The 16451-nt window shown below is 73.1% G+C and carries 10 protein-coding genes; 5 read left to right on the top strand and 5 right to left on the bottom strand.

Annotated elements, in window-relative coordinates:
- Nucleotides 1–8 precede the first annotated feature (8 nt).
- From AB0C28_RS36430 to AB0C28_RS36415, 4 genes are read left to right on the top strand one after another with little or no spacing between them, the layout of a single operon-like run.
- A complete protein-coding gene (locus AB0C28_RS36430) occupies nt 9–1142 on the top strand; it encodes a siderophore biosynthesis protein (protein WP_357854602.1) in 1134 nt (377 codons plus the stop codon).
- Nucleotides 1139–2632 (top strand): IucA/IucC family protein, encoded by a 1494-nt coding sequence (locus tag AB0C28_RS36425; protein ID WP_357854605.1) that lies wholly within the window; start codon nt 1139–1141, stop codon nt 2630–2632. Before AB0C28_RS36430 ends, AB0C28_RS36425 begins: the two co-directional genes overlap by 4 nt.
- Entirely contained in the window at nt 2633–4330 is a 1698-nt protein-coding gene (locus AB0C28_RS36420) for an IucA/IucC family protein (RefSeq protein ID WP_358080167.1), read from the top strand.
- Nucleotides 4327–5397: a type III PLP-dependent enzyme gene (locus AB0C28_RS36415; protein ID WP_358080166.1), complete on the top strand. Its 1071-nt coding sequence runs from the start codon at nt 4327–4329 to the stop codon at nt 5395–5397. Before AB0C28_RS36420 ends, AB0C28_RS36415 begins: the two co-directional genes overlap by 4 nt.
- Here AB0C28_RS36415 and AB0C28_RS36410 read toward each other — a convergent pair.
- Together AB0C28_RS36410 and AB0C28_RS36405 are read right to left on the bottom strand one after the other, a co-directional pair.
- Complete coding sequence (locus AB0C28_RS36410) at nt 5357–8638, bottom strand: ATP-dependent DNA helicase (RefSeq protein WP_358080165.1); 3282 nt, start codon at nt 8636–8638, stop codon at nt 5357–5359. The two genes, AB0C28_RS36415 and AB0C28_RS36410, sit on opposite strands and share 41 nt — an antisense overlap.
- Complete coding sequence (locus tag AB0C28_RS36405; RefSeq protein WP_358080164.1) at nt 8632–11853, bottom strand: ATP-dependent DNA helicase; 3222 nt, start codon at nt 11851–11853, stop codon at nt 8632–8634. The genes AB0C28_RS36410 and AB0C28_RS36405 overlap by 7 nt, the downstream gene beginning before the upstream one ends.
- Before the next feature lie 292 nt (nt 11854–12145).
- On the opposite strand from AB0C28_RS36405, the gene AB0C28_RS36400 reads away from it, so the two are divergent.
- Nucleotides 12146–12763 carry an NUDIX hydrolase gene (locus AB0C28_RS36400; RefSeq protein ID WP_358080163.1) on the top strand — a complete coding sequence of 206 codons (618 nt, stop codon included), beginning with the start codon at nt 12146–12148 and terminating at the stop codon, nt 12761–12763.
- A gap of 43 nt (nt 12764–12806) precedes the next feature.
- Here the strand turns inward: AB0C28_RS36400 and AB0C28_RS36395 are convergent, their stop codons facing one another.
- The 3 genes from AB0C28_RS36395 to AB0C28_RS36385 form a co-directional block, all read right to left on the bottom strand.
- Nucleotides 12807–15554: a CDP-glycerol glycerophosphotransferase family protein gene (locus tag AB0C28_RS36395; RefSeq protein WP_358080162.1), complete on the bottom strand. Its 2748-nt coding sequence runs from the start codon at nt 15552–15554 to the stop codon at nt 12807–12809.
- Nucleotides 15555–15762: 208 nt separating this feature from the next.
- Nucleotides 15763–16077: an MGMT family protein gene (locus AB0C28_RS36390; protein ID WP_346111410.1), complete on the bottom strand. Its 315-nt coding sequence runs from the start codon at nt 16075–16077 to the stop codon at nt 15763–15765.
- Nucleotides 16065–16424: a hypothetical protein gene (locus tag AB0C28_RS36385; protein ID WP_346111412.1), complete on the bottom strand. Its 360-nt coding sequence runs from the start codon at nt 16422–16424 to the stop codon at nt 16065–16067. The genes AB0C28_RS36390 and AB0C28_RS36385 overlap by 13 nt, the downstream gene beginning before the upstream one ends.
- Nucleotides 16425–16451 lie beyond the last annotated feature (27 nt).

Genomic DNA, 16451 nt, shown 5'->3' with positions numbered 1-16451 from the left:
CCTTGCCGTTGCGGCTCTACCTGACCGCGCTCAAACCGACCGACTCCGTGACGGACGGCTTCCTGCCCGCGGCGCGGGCGCTCGGTTGCGAGGTGATCATCCTGACCGATCGCCCGGAGCGGCATCCGCACGCGGTGGCGTGTGACGTACGGGACCCGCGAGCCCTGATCGACACCGTCGAGCAACTCGGCCGGCCGGACGCGATCTTCTCCAACTCCGACCACCTGCAGACGGAGACCGCGCTCGCGGCATCCTACTTCGGGCTGCCCGGCAAGGACTGGCGGGCGTGCGCGACGGCCAAGAACAAGTTCCTGACCCGGCGCAGGCTGGCCGAGGCCGGGATCGAGCGGGTGTTCTGCCTGCGGCTCGGGCCCGGCGATCCCGTGCCCGCCGACGTGCCGTACCCCGTGGTGCTCAAGCCCCGCGAAGGGGTGGCCAGCGAGGACGTCATGCTGGTCGAGCGGGACCTGGCGCGGGCCGTCGCCGAGGTCAGGCGGCGGCGTCCCGGCGAGGCGCTGGTCGTGGAGGAGTACCTGGAAGGGCCGCTGCGGACGCTGGAGACCCTGGGGGACGAGAGCGGGCTGCGGGTGCTCGGCGGGTTCGAGACGAGCCTGGGGGCGCTGCCGTACTTCGTCGAGGAGCGGCTGGACTGGGCTCCCGAACCGGACGCGCACGTGCTCGCCGCGCTGCGGGCGCTCGGCGTGGGGTTCGGCGCCTGCCACACCGAGTATGTGCTCACCGCGGACGGGCCCAGGATCGTCGAGGTCAACTACCGCGTGATCGGCGACCACTGCGACTTCCTGCTGGCGGACGTGCTCGGGGTGCCCTTGTTCGAGTGGATCCTGCGGGTGCACCTCGGGGAGCGCGTCCCCTCCTTCACCAGAGGGAGCTCTTTTGGAAGTGCCGTCAGCCTCGTCGCGGACCGCGAGGGGGTCGTCAAGAAGGCGCCGGGGCACGAGAGCGTGACCGCCGGCGACGTACGGCTCTGGCACCGGCCGCTGCGCGAGGTGGGCGACGTCGTCACCCTGACCAGGACGAACCGCGACTATCTGGGCGTCGTCCGCGGCGTCGGCCCCTCCCGCGAGCTGGTGGACGCGGCCATCGAGGACTACCGGGCCACCCGGCCGTGGGTGGTCGAATGAGCTCCAGGGAGGCCTACCTGGCCGCCCGCGTGCTGAACGCCCTGCTGCGCGAGGACTACGGCCGGCTGGCCGCCCGCATCACCAGGACCAGGGACGGCGTCGGGCTGACGCTGGCCGACGGGCGGTGGGCGCGGCTGACGCCCGGGGTGCTGTTCCAGGACTTCGTGCTCGCGCCGCAGGAGCGGCTGGGGCTCGAACAGGTGCTGGAGACGCTGGCGGAGGTCGCCGACCCGGCGGACGCGGAAGGGGTGGCCGCCTTCTTCGAAGAGTGCCTGGCGGCCCTGGCCGCGCTGGAGCTGCACGACGGGGTCGCGGCCTCCGTGCTGAGCTCCGGGCCCTCGTACGAGACGCTGGCCGCGTTCGTGGACCATCCGGTCTATCCGACCTCGCGCGCGCGAGTGGGGATAGCCCCTGCCGAGCTGCCGGCGTACGCGCCGGAGTTCGGGCCCTCGTTCGAGCTGCGGTGGGCGGCGGTCCCGCGCCGGGCGCTCGCCCCGGGCTCCGCCGGAAGCTTGCCCGCCGACGCCGTGCCGGACGGGGAGTGGGAGGTCGGCGCCGGCGAGGTGCTCTTCCCCGTGCATCCGCTGTCCGTCGCGGAGGTGCGCAAGATCGATGGCGTACGGGTGCTGGACCGGGCGGCCGTCACCGTACGGCCCACGCTGTCCATGCGCACGGTCGAGCTGAGCCCGCGCCTGCACCTCAAGCTGCCCCTGCCCATCAGCACCCTCGGCGTGCGGAACCGGCGCTCGATCAAGCCGGGCACGCTGGCCGACGGCGCCAGGGCCGAGACGCTGCTGCGCCGGCTGGCCGATCCCGACGTCGTGTTGGCCGACGAGCAGACCTGGGCGCACGCCGGCCACGAGTACCTGGCCTGGATGGTCAGGCGGCTGCCCGAGGGCACGATCGTGCCGGTCGCCGCGCTGAACGCCCCCGGGGTGCTCGCCGAGCTGGGCGACGTGCTGCCCGGCTACCTGCGGCTGCTGCTGCGCTGGAACGTGCGGCTCTTCGTCCGGTACGGCGTCGCACTCGAAGCCCACCAGCAGAACCTGGCCCTGCTCTTCCAGGGTGAGCGCATGCGCCTGCTGGTCAAGGACAACGACGGCCTGCTCGCCTCGCCGTCGCGGCTGCGGGCGGCCGGGGTCGAGATGCCCGATTTCGCCGACGAACGCCTGCTGAACGACGACCCCCACGCCCTCGCGGACGTCTTCGTCACCATCACGCTGCACCTGGCCGCCGCCGCCGTGACGTTCGGCGCCCTGCCGCACGCCCGCGCGGCCGCCCTGGTCAGGGAGACGCTGGCCGAGGCACTGGACGAGTACGGCGACGACCCCATGGCCAAGATCCTGCGCGGCCGGACGCTCGACGCGGTCAGGCTCACCGGCAAGTCCATGATCACCGCTGGGACCCTCGTGTCGAAGGAGCGCTCAGGCGCCCGTGACGTCAACAAGTTCTACGGCACCAGCGGGCCCAACTATCTGAGGAGAGCTTGAATGCTGCGAGGACTGGCCGTCGACGCCGTCGAAGCCGCCGAGGCCGTCGAAGCGCCCTCCGGCCTGACCGACGCGCCACTCGACCTGGCCGGCGCACCCTCCGACGCGCTTTCCGACGCGCTTTCCTGCCGGGCCGAGGCCGGCCGGGCCGACTCGCCTTCCCGCCTCGCCGAGGAGGCGACGCTGGCGGCGCTGCTGCGGTGCTGCGTGCGGGAGGTGGCCGGGCCGCGCGGCCTGGTGTGGCCGGCGCCGCCGTACCTGCTGCTGCGGGTGGCGGGGACGCTGCTACGGGCCCGCACCTCCGGCGGCGCGGCGCTGCGCTTCGAGGGCCGGCCCGAGCGGCTGGAGTCCGGCGCGTGGCGGCCTCTGACGAGCGACGAACTGGTCCACCTCGTTGAAACCGGGCTGCGCGGGCACGCCGTCGAGGGAGGCGTCGCGGCGCGCGGGCACAATGGCGAGTTCGCCGGGCAGGTGGCGGCCAGCAGGCGTGCCGTGGCCGCGATCCTGGAAACCAGGGCGAAGGCGGAGCCGCCCGCCGATCCGTGGCTCGCCTCGGAGCAGGCGCTGGTGTACGGGCACCCGTTCCACCCCAGCCCCAAGGCACGAGGCGGCGGCGACTGGCTGCGGTACGCGCCCGAGACCCACGCCGAGTTCCCCCTCAGGCTGCTCGGCGTCCGGGAGGACGTCCTGGACGAAGGCGGCGACCCCGCCGCGCTGGACACGATGGGCCGGGCTCCCGACGGCTACCGCGTGCTGCCGGCGCACCCGTGGCAGCTCGACCTGCTGCGACCGGCCTTCGGACCGGAACTGATCGACCTGGGCCCTGGCCCGGTGGTGACCCCGACCTCGTCCGTACGCACGGTGTACGCCCCGGAAGCGGAGGTCTGCCTGAAGTTCTCCCTGGACGTCCGGATCACCAACTGCGTACGGAAGAACGCCTGGTACGAGCTGGCCGGCGCGGTCGAGCTGACCCGGCGCCTGGCGCCCCTCTTCGACCTGACGGCCGCCAGGCATCCGGGCACCCGCTGGCTGCCCGAACCCGGCTACCGCTCGGCCGGCCTCGGCGTCCGGCTGCGCGAGGGGCTCGGCGTGATCGTCCGGCGTGGCCCCTGGGCGGTCTGCTCCCCCGGCGTGACCCCGGCCCTGGCCGCCGCCCTCGCCGTGGCCGCCCCGGTGACGGATCCGCTCGCGTGGTGGCGGGCGTACGTGACGGTGGTGGCGCCGCCGGTGCTGGAGCTGTACTTCACGCACGGCGTAGTGCTGGAGCCCCACCTGCAGAACGTCCTGGTCGGGCTGGACTCCTCCGGCACCCCCGTGCAGGCCGTCTTCCGCGACCTGGAGGGCACCAAGCTCGTCGCGGGCCGGCACGACCTGTCGGGGCTGGCCCCCGAGGTGGCCGGCGCGCTGACCTACGACGCCGGGCGCGGCTGGGCGCGCGTGGTCTACTGCCTGCTCGTGAACCACCTCACCGAGATCGCCGCCACGGTCGCCGGGACCGACGACGAGCTGCTGCGCGAGCTGTGGCGGATCGCCCGCGACGTGCTCGCCCGCCAGGCGGACGAGCTGGGCCGGCCGCTGCCGCTGTCCGACCTGCTGGCGGGGGCGCCGCTGCCCGCCAAGGCGAACCTGGGCGTGCGCTGGGCCAGGGCGGCCGACCGCGCCGCCGGTTACGTCCCGATCGCGAACCCGCTCGCATGATCGGCCCGCGCGTCCAGGAAGCCGCCGCACGCCTTCCCGAGGTCCCCGCCTACCTCTATGACCTGCCCGCGCTGGACGAGCACGTCGCGTCCGTACGGCGGGCGCTGGGCCCCACGGAGCTGTACTACGCCGTCAAGGCCAACCCCGACCCCGAGCTGCTGCGGGTCCTGGCCGGGCACGTGGACGGGTTCGAGGTGTCGTCGGCGGGCGAGCACGCGCACGTCACCGACCTGCTGCCGGGGGTGCCGGTGGCGCTGGGCGGGCCCGGCAAGACCGACGCCGAGCTGCGGCTGCCTCACCACCGGCTGCACGTGGAGTCGCCGAACGAGCTGCGCCGCCTGCTCGCCGCGGGCGTCGAGGCCGACGTGCTGCTCCGGCTGAACCCCGACCTGCCGGTCGAGGGGGCGGCGCTGACGATGAGCGGGCCGTTCGGGATGGACGAGGACGGGGTGGCGGAGTGCCTGCCGCTGTTCGGCGACCGGGTACGCCTGCTCGGCCTGCACACGCACCTGGCCAGCGGGCTGGAGGCCGATCGGCTGCTCGGGCTGGCGCGGGCGCTGCTGGACAATCCGTACGAGGAGGTCAACCTGGGCGGCGGGATGGCGGTGTCGTACGAGAGCCCCGAGACCAGGTTCGACTGGGAGACGTACGGGACCGGGCTGGCGGAGCTGGGGCGGGGCAGGCGGCTGCGGATCGAGCCGGGCCGGGCGCTGACCGTCTACTGCGGCTACTACGTGACGAAGGTCGTGGACGTGAAGCGGGTGCGCGGCCGGGCGTACGCGGTGCTGCTGGGCGGCACCCACCACCTGCGCACGCCGGCCACCAAGGGCCACGACCAGCCCTTCACGGTGCTGCCCACAGGCCGTGCCGAAGGGCGGGTCGCGGGGCCGGTCACGCTCGTCGGCCAGCTCTGCACCCCGAAAGACGTCTTCGCGGCGAATGCCGAGACGTCACTCGCCGTCGGGGACACCGTGGTCTTCGAGATGGCCGGGGCCTACGCCTGGAACATCTCCCACCACGACTTCCTCATGCACCCGAAACCCGCTTTCCATCATCTACGAGCTTGACCCGCTCGATCAGCGCCACCAGCCCGTCGGCGTCGAGCAGGTCGACCGGCCGCACGGTGCGGTTGGCGCGCACGTAGTGGAAGGCCGCCCCCACCTCCTCCAGCGGCACCTCCGCCAGGTGTGCCCAGGCCAGCCGGTAGGCCGCCAGCTGCACGGTGGCGGCCTTGGCCGCCTTGCCCCGCGGCGGCTGCCCGGTCTTCCAGTCGACGACCTCGTAACCGCCGCCCGGCCGCTCGAAGACGGCGTCCATCCGCCCGCGCACCAGCCGGTCGGCGATCATCGTCTCGAACGGCACCTCAAGGTCGATCGGCCGCCGGTCGGCCCACTCGCTCTCCTCGAACCGCTCCTGCAGCTCCGCCAGCCGCACATCGGCCTCTTCGAGCTCCTCGTCGTAGAGCTCCAGGTCGTCGATGAGCCGCTGCTGCTCCCACCGCGTCTCCAGCCACTTGTGGAACGAGGTGCCGCGCCGGGCCAGCGGCGCCGGCTTGACCGGGACGGGCCGGCGGATCCTGCGGGCCAGCTCGCGCGGATCGGCCGCCAGCGTCACCAGTGACGACACGGTCAGCTTGGCCGGCAGCTCGACCGTGGTCGCGGGCCGGCGCCGGTGCAGCTCCCGTTCACGCAGCAGCAGGTCGGTGTCGCGGTCCCAGGCACGCAGCCGCTCCTCCTCGTACGTCTTGAGCGGCTCGTCCTCGTCGTCGTCGCCCAGCGTGCCGGCCAGGGCGTCCTCGACCAGGCGGGCGCCGTCGAGCACGGACTCGTAGCGCAGCCCCTCGGGCGTGACCGGCCAGACGGCCTCGGCGGGCTCGGCCAGCAGCGGGTTGGTGGCGCCGTCGGCCAGGTCGTCGGCCCAGGTCGAGACCCGGTCGGCGGTGTCGCGGATCTCCAGCAGGAAGTCGGAGGGCGCGAGCGGCTTGGTCGCGGTGCCCCAGCGGTAGCCGGAGGCGATCAGGTGGTAGTGGGCGCGGGTCACGGCGACGTAGGCGAGCCTGCGCTCCTCCATCAGGTCGCGCTCGCGGCAGTGCTCGTCGAACGCCGCCAGCTCCTCCTTGCTCAGCCCGCTCAGCCGGGGCAGGTCGGCGGCGTCGCCGCGCAGGCCGTAGGGAAGCTTGCGCGGGTTCTCCGTCCAGCGGCTGTTCATGACCGGGGTGGCGGGGAACATGCTGCCGGTCGCGATCGTCCCCTTCGAGCTGACCAGCTGCGACAGACCGGGCACCACCACGATCGGCCACTCCAGGCCCTTCGAGGCGTGCACGGTCATCAGCTTGACGCTGTTGCTCTCGCCGACCCGGCCCGCCTCCAGCCCGAACTCCTCGCTCTCCGCAGCCTGCAAATAAGCCAGGAAGGCACCCAGCGTCGGGTCCTCGGAGTCGCCGGCGAACCTGGAGGCCGCGTCGAGGAACGCGTCGAGGTCGGCCCGCGCCGCGAACGCCCCCACCACGCCGCTGCGCGCGGCCACCTCGATGTCGAGACCCAGCCTGCGCTCGACCTCCATGATCAGGTCGGGCAGCGGCTGCGCGGTGTGCGCACGCAACTGGCGCAGCTCATGGGCGAGCGCCACCAGCCTGGTGCGGGCCAGCGGCGAGAACGACTCCAGCCACGCCTCCCTGTCGGGCAGCTCGTCGAGCGCGTCGACCAGGCTGCCGCGCTCTTCTGCCAGGTCGGCCACCACCTGGTCGAGCGGATCGCTCTCGCGGTGGCTGTCGCTCAGCTCGCGGGCCAGCTCTCTGGCGTGCTCGCCCAGCACCCGCAGGTCGGCGGGGCCGATCCGCCAGCGGGGCCCGGCCAGCAGCCGGGCCAGCGCGTCGCCGGCCGTGGGGTCGTAGAGGACGCGCAACGTGGCGACGATGTCGTTGACCTCGGGCACGGTCAGCAGGCCGCCCAGGCCCACCACCTCGACCGGGATGTCGCGATCTTCGAGCGCCCTGCGCAGCGCGGGGAACTGCGAGCGCTTCCTGGCCAGGATCGCGACGTCCTGCGGCTGGACGGCAAGCGTCTTCTTGCGCTCCTTCTCCCCCCACGGCAGCCCGTCGGGCGCGACCTCCTGGCCGAGGATCTTGGCGATGCCGTCGGCGATCCACCTGGCCTCGTCTTCGGCCGTCTCGTGGAAGGCGCAGGTGACGCGGCCCCGGTCGACCCGGTTGGGGCCCGGGATCAGGACCGGCACCTCCCTGGCCTCCATCCGCAGCGGGAGCTGGACCCGGGCGGCGACGTCGAGGACCCGGTCGCCGTTGCGGAAGCTGACGCTGAGCTGGCGGACCGGGGCCCGGTCGCCGGAGGCGGTGCGGAAGTCCTGCGGGAAGCGGCGCAGGTTGCCGGCCGAGGCGCCGCGCCAGCCGTAGATGGACTGGCACGGGTCTCCGACGGCGGTGACCGGATGGCCGCCGCCGAAGAGCGAGCGCAGCAGGACGAGCTGGGCGTGGCTGGTGTCCTGGTATTCGTCGAGCAGGACCACGGAGTAGCGCGAGCGCTCGATCTCGCCGACCTCCTTGTGACCGGACGCGATCCTGGCGGCCAGCGACATCTGGTCGCCGTAGTCGATGACCTCACGCCCGCGCTTGAGCCGCTCGTACGCCTGCACCAGCGGCAGCAGCTGCTCCCTGGCCGCCTGGACGCTGACCGGCTTGCGCTGCGCGATCGTGGTGCGGCCGGGGAGCAGGTCGAGCCGCTCGCGCAGCCACTCCCCCACCCGGCGCACGTCGGCGGGCGAGCGCAGGTGCTCCGACAGCTCGCCGGCCAGCTCGAGCAGGGCGGCCGTGACCGACGGCGGGCCCAGCTCGATCTTGTCCATCGGGCCGTCGTACATCGCCACCACCCGCGAGGCGAGCTGCCACGACACGGCCGGCGTGACCAGCCGCATCGTCGGCTCCAGCCCCTCGCGCAGCGCGTGGTCGGTGACCAGGCGGGCGGCGTAGGCGTGGTAGGTGGACACGGTCGGCTCGGTGTCGAGCGAGCCCGGCTCGACCAGGCCGGCCTCCGCCAGGCCGTTGAGCCGCTCTCTGACCCGGGTGGCCAGCTCGGCCGCGGCCTTGCGGGTGAACGTCAGGCCCAGCACGTTTTCCGGTTTGACCAGGCCGTTGGCGACCAGCCAGACCACGCGCCCTGCCATGGTCTCGCTCTTGCCCGAGCCGGCGCCGGCCATGACGACCATCGGCTCCAGCGGGGCCTCGATGACCTCCGCCTGCTCGGGCGTGGGGGGAAGAACGCCGAGCTTGCCGGCGAGTTCGGCCGGGGTCAGCACACCTGGCCCCCGTTGTCGTTGACCGGGCAGCTGGCCCTGGCCGCGCAGGTGCGGCAGCCGTCGTTGACCTTCGCCTGGAAGAACGGCCCCGACATGCCGATCGCCACCGTGTCGACCAGGTCTTTGGCCCAGCCCGGGTCCTTGTCGTCGGCCAGCGCCCCCTGTTTCTGCTCCAGGGCGTCGTTCTTACCCGCCGCCTTGCCGAGCTGGAGCAGCGCCGCCCCGCCGGGCTCGGTCATGCCGTGCCTGGCGAACGCGCCCAGCAGCGCGGCCAGCTGGTAGACGCCGAGCTGCGGGTGCCGGTCGAGGTCGCCCGCCTTGGGCTTGGCGCCGCCCGTCTTGAGGTCGATGATCACCGCCCGGTTCTCCGAGTCGCGCTCGACACGGTCGACGCGGCCCTTGATCTGCACGCCCTCCGACACCATCGCCGTGAACGCCTCCTCCAGGGCCACCAGCTCGCGCGGATTCTCCTTGTGCCAGCGCAGGAACTTGCCGATCATCTGCTCGGCCACCTGACGCTGCTTGCGGTTGTACCAGACGCCGCCGAAGTCGAGCTCGTTCCAGATCTGGTCGAGACGGTCGCCCAGCAGGTCTTCGCTGGGCAGGTCGGTGGCCGCCAGCACGGCCAGGGCGTGGATGATGTTGCCCAGGCCCTGCGCGGTGCTCGTGCCGGCCGCCCCCACCGCCGTCTCCAGGAGCCAGCGCAGGCCGCACTTGGTGAAGCTCTCGACCGCCGACGGTGAGATGTTCACGATGTCGCCGGGCCAGCTCAGCGGGCGGTCGTCGGAGATGGGGGTCAGGGCGTACCAGTCGTTGGGGTGGGCGCCCTGGACCCCGGCGGCGGCCAGGCGGGCCAGTTGCCGCGCCGCCCGCCGGCGCACCCTGGCCGGTTTGGTGGGGTCGGTCACCGCGCTGCGCAGGTCGGCCACCAGCGCGGACATGGTGAGCCAGCGGGCCCGGTCGTCGACCGTGGCCGACTCGACCGCGCCCGGCATCAGCTCCGACAGGAACCTGGACGGCCGCTCGTCGGTGTCTTCCCCGCCCACGGCGGTGACCACGAGCCTGCGCCTGGCCCTGGTGGCGGCCACGTAGAACAGCCTGCGCTCCTCGGCCAGCAGCTTGGAGGCCAGCGAGGCGGCGTTGGGCTTGGCGCCCTCGACCACCTCCACCAGGTCTTCGACGCCCAGCATCGAGCCGCGCAGGCGCAGGTCGGGCCAGACGCCCTCCTGCACGCCCGCCACCACCACGACGTCCCACTCCAGTCCCTTGGAGCGGTGGGCGGTCAGCACGCGCACGGCGTCGCCGTCGGGGGCGCGGTCGGCCAGCGTGTCGCCGGGGATCTCCTGGGCGGCCAGGTCGTCGATGAACACCTCGGGGCCGGCCATGGGCATGCGGTCGACGAACTTGGCCGCGTGGTCGAACAGCGCCACGACGGCGTCGAGGTCGCGATCGGCCTGGGCGCCTCTGGCGCCGCCCGACAGGCTCAGCTCGCCCCACCGCCCGGCCAGGCCGCTGCCGTCCCAGACGGCCCACAGGAGGTCTTCGGCGGTGCCCTGCTGCCTGGCGGCCTCGCGGGCGGTGGCCAGCAGCTTGGCCACCCGCTCGGCCGGCAGCGCCACGTGGGGCTCGATCCGGGTCAGCTCGCGCACGTCCTTGATGGCGGCCACGAGCAACTCACCCGAGGAACGCGCCCCAGCCCGCGACGGCACCTCAGCCTCGTCGTCACCGTTCGCCTCGTCGTCACCGTTCGCCTCGTCGTCACCGTTCGCCTCGCCGTCGGCGTCGGGCTCGGCGTCGCCCGTGTCGCCCGCCTGTACGGCCTCGTTCTCGGCGATCTTGAGGGCGCGGCGCAGGCGGCGTACGCCGATCATGTCGGTGCCGCCGAGCGGGCCCGTCAGCAGTTCCTCGGCCACCCCCTCGTCGAGCTCGGCCGGATCCAGCGCCACCCGGAGCATCGTGAGCAACGGCCGCACGCCGGGCTCCTGCGCGATCGGCACCTCGTCGCCGGCGATCATCGTCGGCACCCCGGCGTTGACCAGCGCCCGCCGCAGCAGCGGCACCTGCCGGCGAGCCGAGCGGACCAGCACCGCCATCCGGTGCCACGGCACCCCGTCGATCAGGTGGGCGCGGCGCAGCGTGTCGGCCACGATCGCGGCCTCCTGGCTGACGCTGTCGGCCAGCAGCACCCGCACGTCGCCCATGTCGGCGTCGGGCAGCGGCACCAGGTCGCGGTGGCCGTGGCGCTGGTCGTGCTCGGGCGCGGGCGCGACCGGCAGCCTGGCCGCCACCCGGCGCGACGCCTCCAGCAGGTCGGCCCCGCTCCTGCGGCACACCCGCAGCGCCAGCACCGGCGCCTCGCGCCCGTCGCGGGTCTTGAACCGCTCGGGGAACTTGAGTATGCCCTGCACGTCGGCGCCTCTGAACCCGTAGATCGACTGGTCGGGGTCGCCCACCGCGACCAGGTCGCGGCCGTCGCCGGCGAGGTGGGCCAGCAGCAGCTCCTGGGCGGGGTCGGTGTCCTGGTATTCGTCGACGAACACCACGTCGTGCGCGGCCCGTTCGCGCTCGCGCACCTCCGGGTCGGCCAGCAGCGCGGAGGCCGCCCCGACCAGCTCGGCGTAGTCGTAGGTCTCCTCGGGGGCCAGGTCGAAGCGGTCCTGGTAGCGCTCGGCGAAGCGCCCGGCCGCCGCCCAGTCGGCGCGCCCGTGCAGCCGGCCGAGCGCCACCAGCCGCTCGGCGTCCAGGCCGCGCTCGTTGGCCCTGGACAGGAAGTCGCGCAGCTCCTCGGCGAAGCCGCGCGTCTTGAGCGCCTCGCGCAGCGAGGCGGGCCAGTCGGGCGCGCCCCGCTCCAGCTCGCCGTGGAGCAGCCGGCGGATCTCCAGCAGCTGCTCGGGGCCGGTGAGCAGGCGCGGCGGCGCCTTGCCCGCCAGCACGCACTCACGGCGCAGCAGCGCGTAGGCGTAGGAGTGGAAGGTCAGGGCCAGCGGGGAGCGGGTGGTGCGGCGCAGGCGGCCGGTGACGCGCCGGCGCAGCTCCTCCGCGGCCTTGCGGCTGAAGGTGAGGATGAGCACGCGCTCGGGGTCGACGCCGCGCCGCTCGATCCGCTCGACCACGCTCTCGACGATCGTGGTGGTCTTGCCGGTGCCTGGACCTGCGAGAACGAGGAGCGGGCCGCCCTGGTGGGCCACCACGGCACGCTGGTGCTCATCCAGCACAGGAGGCGCAGCGGGCCCCCCGCCCCCTCGTCGCACCAACCGCCAGGTCTGAGCACTCACAGCACTAGATTCCACCAGACCACAGGGGTAGATCGTGCCGACTTGCCCGGTCTCCCTGGGAGATCCGCCTACGTTATCGAGGGAGATGCCGGATTTCTCGTGACACGCCGGTGGCTTTGTTCGCCCGCAGCGTCACGATGGGACGGCGGCACCGGCGATTTGCGCCCTCTCACGGAGAGTGAAGACCTGTAGCGTACAGTCAAAATTCGCCTTTGTGCGGGGGGTTGAGCGCATGCGCTGGCAGGTCCACTCGGAGAAGTCGCTCTATCGCGATCCATGGATGGACGTCCGCGTGGCGGATGTGGAGCTGCCCGACGGAAGCCGGCTCGACCACCGGCTGCTGCGCACGGCGCCGGCCGCCGGAGCCGTGGTGACCGACGACCGCGATCGGGTGCTGCTCATCTGGCGCCACCGCTTCATCACCGACAGCTGGGCGTGGGAGATCCCGCTCGGGCAGGTCGAGGAGGGCGAATCGCCGATGGCCGCGGCCGCGCGCGAGTTCGAGGAGGAGACCGGCTGGCGTCCTGGGCCGCTGCGTCCGCTGATGGGCGTCCAGCCGAGCAACGGCGTCTCCGACAGCCTGCACCACGTCTACCGGGGCGATTCGGCCACCCACATCGGGCCCCCGTCGGATCCGTGGGAGGCCGAGCGGGTGGAGTGGGTGCGGCTCGCGCGGATCCGCAAGCTGATCGACAGCGGTGAGATCGTCTGCGCCACCAGCATCTCGGCGCTGCTGTACGTACTCGTCGAGCACCTGCCGGCCGGCGGCGCGAAGCCCGGGGCCTACGGCATGGACCACGACCCTGGCCGGCGATACGTGCTGCCCGACGACCTGCCCGAGCTCTTCTGACCGCCACAGGCCCCGCCCTCGCCGGGCGGGGCCTGTTCAGGCGTCAGGAGAAGAGGTGGTCCACCACCCGGGCCGTGGCCTTGCCGTCGTCGCGGGGCGCGAACGTGGCGCGGAAGGCGTCGTAGCGGTCGGCGTGGGCCGCCGCCACCTCGTCGATCGAGCGCAGCGCGTCGACCACGTCGGCCGACGTCGAGAGCAGCGGCCCCGGCGCCTGCTCGGGCAGGTCGATGTAGAGGCCGCGCTTGGAGGAGTATTTCGCCAGGTCGTAGCCGTACAGCACGATCGGCTTGCCGGTGGCGGCGAAGTCGAACATGACCGAGGAGTAGTCGGTCACGAGCACGTCGGCCACCAGCAGCAGATCCGCGATATCCGGATATGTGGTGACGTCGCGGGCGATGTCGGGTACGGCGGGCGCGGCCTGCATCGGATGGGCGCGGACCAGGATCTCGTGGTCGGCGCCCAGGGCCTCGCGGGCCTTGGCCAGGTCGAGCTTGACCATCGCGTTCTTGCGGTCGTAGTCGCGCCACGTCGGCGCGTACAGCACCACGCGCTTGCCCTCGGCCAGGCCCAGCCGCTCGCGCACGGCCGCGGCCAGCGCGTCCCTGTCGGGCGAGTTGAGCACGTCGTTGCGGGGCAGGCCGCTCTCCAGGATCTCGCCCTTGTAGCCGAACGCCTTGCGCAGCACCGGCGTGGCCCACGGCGACTGCGACAGCAGCAGGTCCCAGCCGCGTACCTCGGCCACCTGGCGGTGCCAGATCGGCGGCCTCGGGTCGCGCTTCATGTGGGGCTGGTCGCCGCCGATGAGCTTGGCCGGGGTGCCGTTCCACGTCTGCACCACCACCTGGTCCTCGCGGGCGCGGAACCAGACGGGCAGGAACGAGTTGGTGATGATGTGGCGGGACCTGGCCAGCGCCTCGTGGTGCTCGCGGCTGCCGGCGCGGATGACGGTCGCGCCGCCGGGCGGCACGAACGCGCCGTCCTTGACCACCCACAGGTGCTCGCGGTCGTCGCCCCTGCGCAGCCGCTCCTCGTAGATGGCGCGGACGCTGTCGGCGTAGAGCCGGCCGTCGTTGACCACGTACACGGTGGCGTCGCGCAGCGGCTCGGTGCGCTGGGCCGGGTAGAAGACGCGGCGCAGGACGTGGGTGCCCGCGACGCCGCGCTCCTGCGCGGGACGGTCCTCCTCGACGGTGATCACCGGGACGTCGAAGCGGGTGGAGACCATCCGGTAGAGGTGGCCGCCGAGCGTGCGCGGCTCCTCGTCCAGGCCGCCCAGGGCCGCGTGGTCCATCCGCAGCGGGACGATCTCGCCCGACGGGTGGCGCAGCGACATGTTCCAGGTGCCCGAGGAGAGCGGGACGGCCTCGCCGAAGCGATCCATCGAGGCCGGCTCCACCCGTACGGTGAATTCCTGGCCGGAGCGCTCCATCGGCAGCCAGTACGACAGCCCCGACCGGTGCCGCAGCGTGAGCGTGCGGGGCCCGGGCGCGTCGGGATAGTCACCGCGCAGCACGAGCGCGGAGCCCTCCCAGGTCGCCGAGGTGATCACCGGGCGGATGCGGTGGGCGGAGACCACGACCCGGTCACGGCGGTCGCCGAGCACGGTGATCTCGCGGTCGCCCACCGGCGTGCGGGTCTCCACCAGGTCGGCCAGCATGACGGAGGCCGCCGGGTCGCCCTTGGGCTCGACCCAGAGCCGCCGCCCGTCCTTCTCCTGCAGCAGCGCGGGCACGGCCAGCCCGACCTTGACCTCGGTGCCGTCGCCCGACGGGGTGAAGTCGGCGGCGATGCGGTGGCCGCCCAGCCTGGCGTGGCCCTTGGTGACCTGACGGCCGGGCAGGGAGATCTTCAGTTCGAGGTGCTCGCCGTCGAGCGTCACGCCGGTCAGCTCGGCCCTGTTGGGCTGGAGCACGACCTGCAGCGCCCGGTCGGAGGTCCAGACCGGCCTGACCCACCAGCCGGGCTTCAGCTTGAGCCCGGCCGGCCGCTCGGGACGGCCGATCGAGGAGCCGCGCAGCAGGCCCGTGGCCCGCGCGCCCCGGCTCCAGAACACGATCTCGGCCCGCCACGTCGTGGCGTCCGGCACGGACGGACGGTGCCGCATGCGGCGGCGCACGCCCGAGACCACGCTGCGCACGGCGCCGCGCCAGCGCAGCGGCCACATGCTCACCTCGGCGTTGAAGCCGGACCAGTCGTAGTTGCAGCCCGGCTCGCGCGCTCCGTGGGTGGCCTCGGGGGCCAGCACCCGGCGGGTACGCATCCGGATGGGCGGCAGCCAGCGCGGCCCGCGCAACACCACGGTCGCCCGGTTGAACCTGCGGCTGCGGACCGAGAGCCCCGCCAGGTAGGCGAAGCCGGTCACGCGCAGCTTGCCGTCGACCCAGACGATGTCGTCGATGTGGGTGACGGGCACCAGGTCGGCGCGCCGCAGGCGGTAGAGGTCGGGCGGCAGTTCGTCGCGGAAGGGCAGGTCGGCGTACCAGCGCAGGCCCTTGCGGATGCGCTTGGACGGCTCTGCCGCCGCGGTCACCACCTTGGTGAGCGTCTCGCCGTCGACGAGTTCCTCGTCGGGGCGGGTCTCGATCAGGTGGCACAGGACGCGGCGCGCGACCGGCAGGTCGCGCTTGACGCCGACGTCCACGCCCGCGAGGTACGGGCGGATGAGGTCGAGCATCTCGCGCCGCCGCGCGGGGCCGCGTTTGACCGCCAGCTCGATGCGCGCGCCGAGGTGGTTGCTGAGCACCTCGGTGTCGAATGCCGCGTCGCGGCCGCCTGGGCCGACGGCTCGCATGACCGCTTCAAAAGGCTCGCCACGATCACAGAGATCCTGGACAGCCTTCAGGCGGTCGGCGAGCGAATCGCCGCCCTGGCTTTGGGCTGTGACGCCGGTGGCCATAGGGGTGGCACCGCCTTTCGGGCCGCCATCAGTGTTTTGCCCATGGTAATGGGAGTCACATGTCACAGAATCGCCGTATTGGAGAAAGTGCTGGTCAACTGGGTTACTGAAAATCGGCTGAACGCCCGTCCCAGCGCGCGAGGCGCATGTCCACCCGCTCGCCGCGCAGCGGAGTGCCCTCTTCGCGCCAGTGGTCCAAGCAGCGTCGCAGGTGGTCAGGGGCCGCGGCGGTGCCGTCCGCGTGGACGACGCGCCACCACGGCACGCCGCCGCCCCACGTGGACATGACCTTGCCCACCTGACGGGGGCCGCCCTCGCCGAGATATTCGGCGATGTCGCCGTACGCCATGACCTTGCCGGGCGGAATCCGCTCGACCACGTCGAGCACGCGCTCGGCGAAGGGGTTCACGGGCTCCATGCGGACGGGCCCGCGTCGATGATCTCCTCGAACTTGCCGATCTCCACCACGCTGCCGCCCGTCGAGACCTCGATGACGCCGTCGCGCAGCGCGTAGACCTCGCCGTCCTCGCCCATGAGCCGGGCTCCGAGCGCGGTCGCCAGCCTCAGGAGCTGGGCCACCTGCCAGTCGGAGCCGGGCTCGCCGACCAGCTGACCGTGCCAGCGGGCGACGGCGTGCGTGCCGCCCCCGTGCCCGGCCACGATCTCCTCAGATCCGCGCAGCTCGAAACCGGCCGGCGCGATGGCCTTCGCGAGCTCCGCGAAGGCGAGTGGCGACTCGCGCACCACCCGCAGCTCGTATCCCATGACGCGCGACCATAGCGGATCTTCCCA

The sequence above is a fragment of the Nonomuraea sp. NPDC048892 genome (assembly GCF_040649735.1).
In the GTDB taxonomy this organism is placed as follows: domain Bacteria; phylum Actinomycetota; class Actinomycetes; order Streptosporangiales; family Streptosporangiaceae; genus Nonomuraea; species Nonomuraea maheshkhaliensis.
The sequence above is the reverse complement of the archived record's forward strand: the minus strand, read 5'-3'. Positions and strand labels throughout refer to the sequence as shown.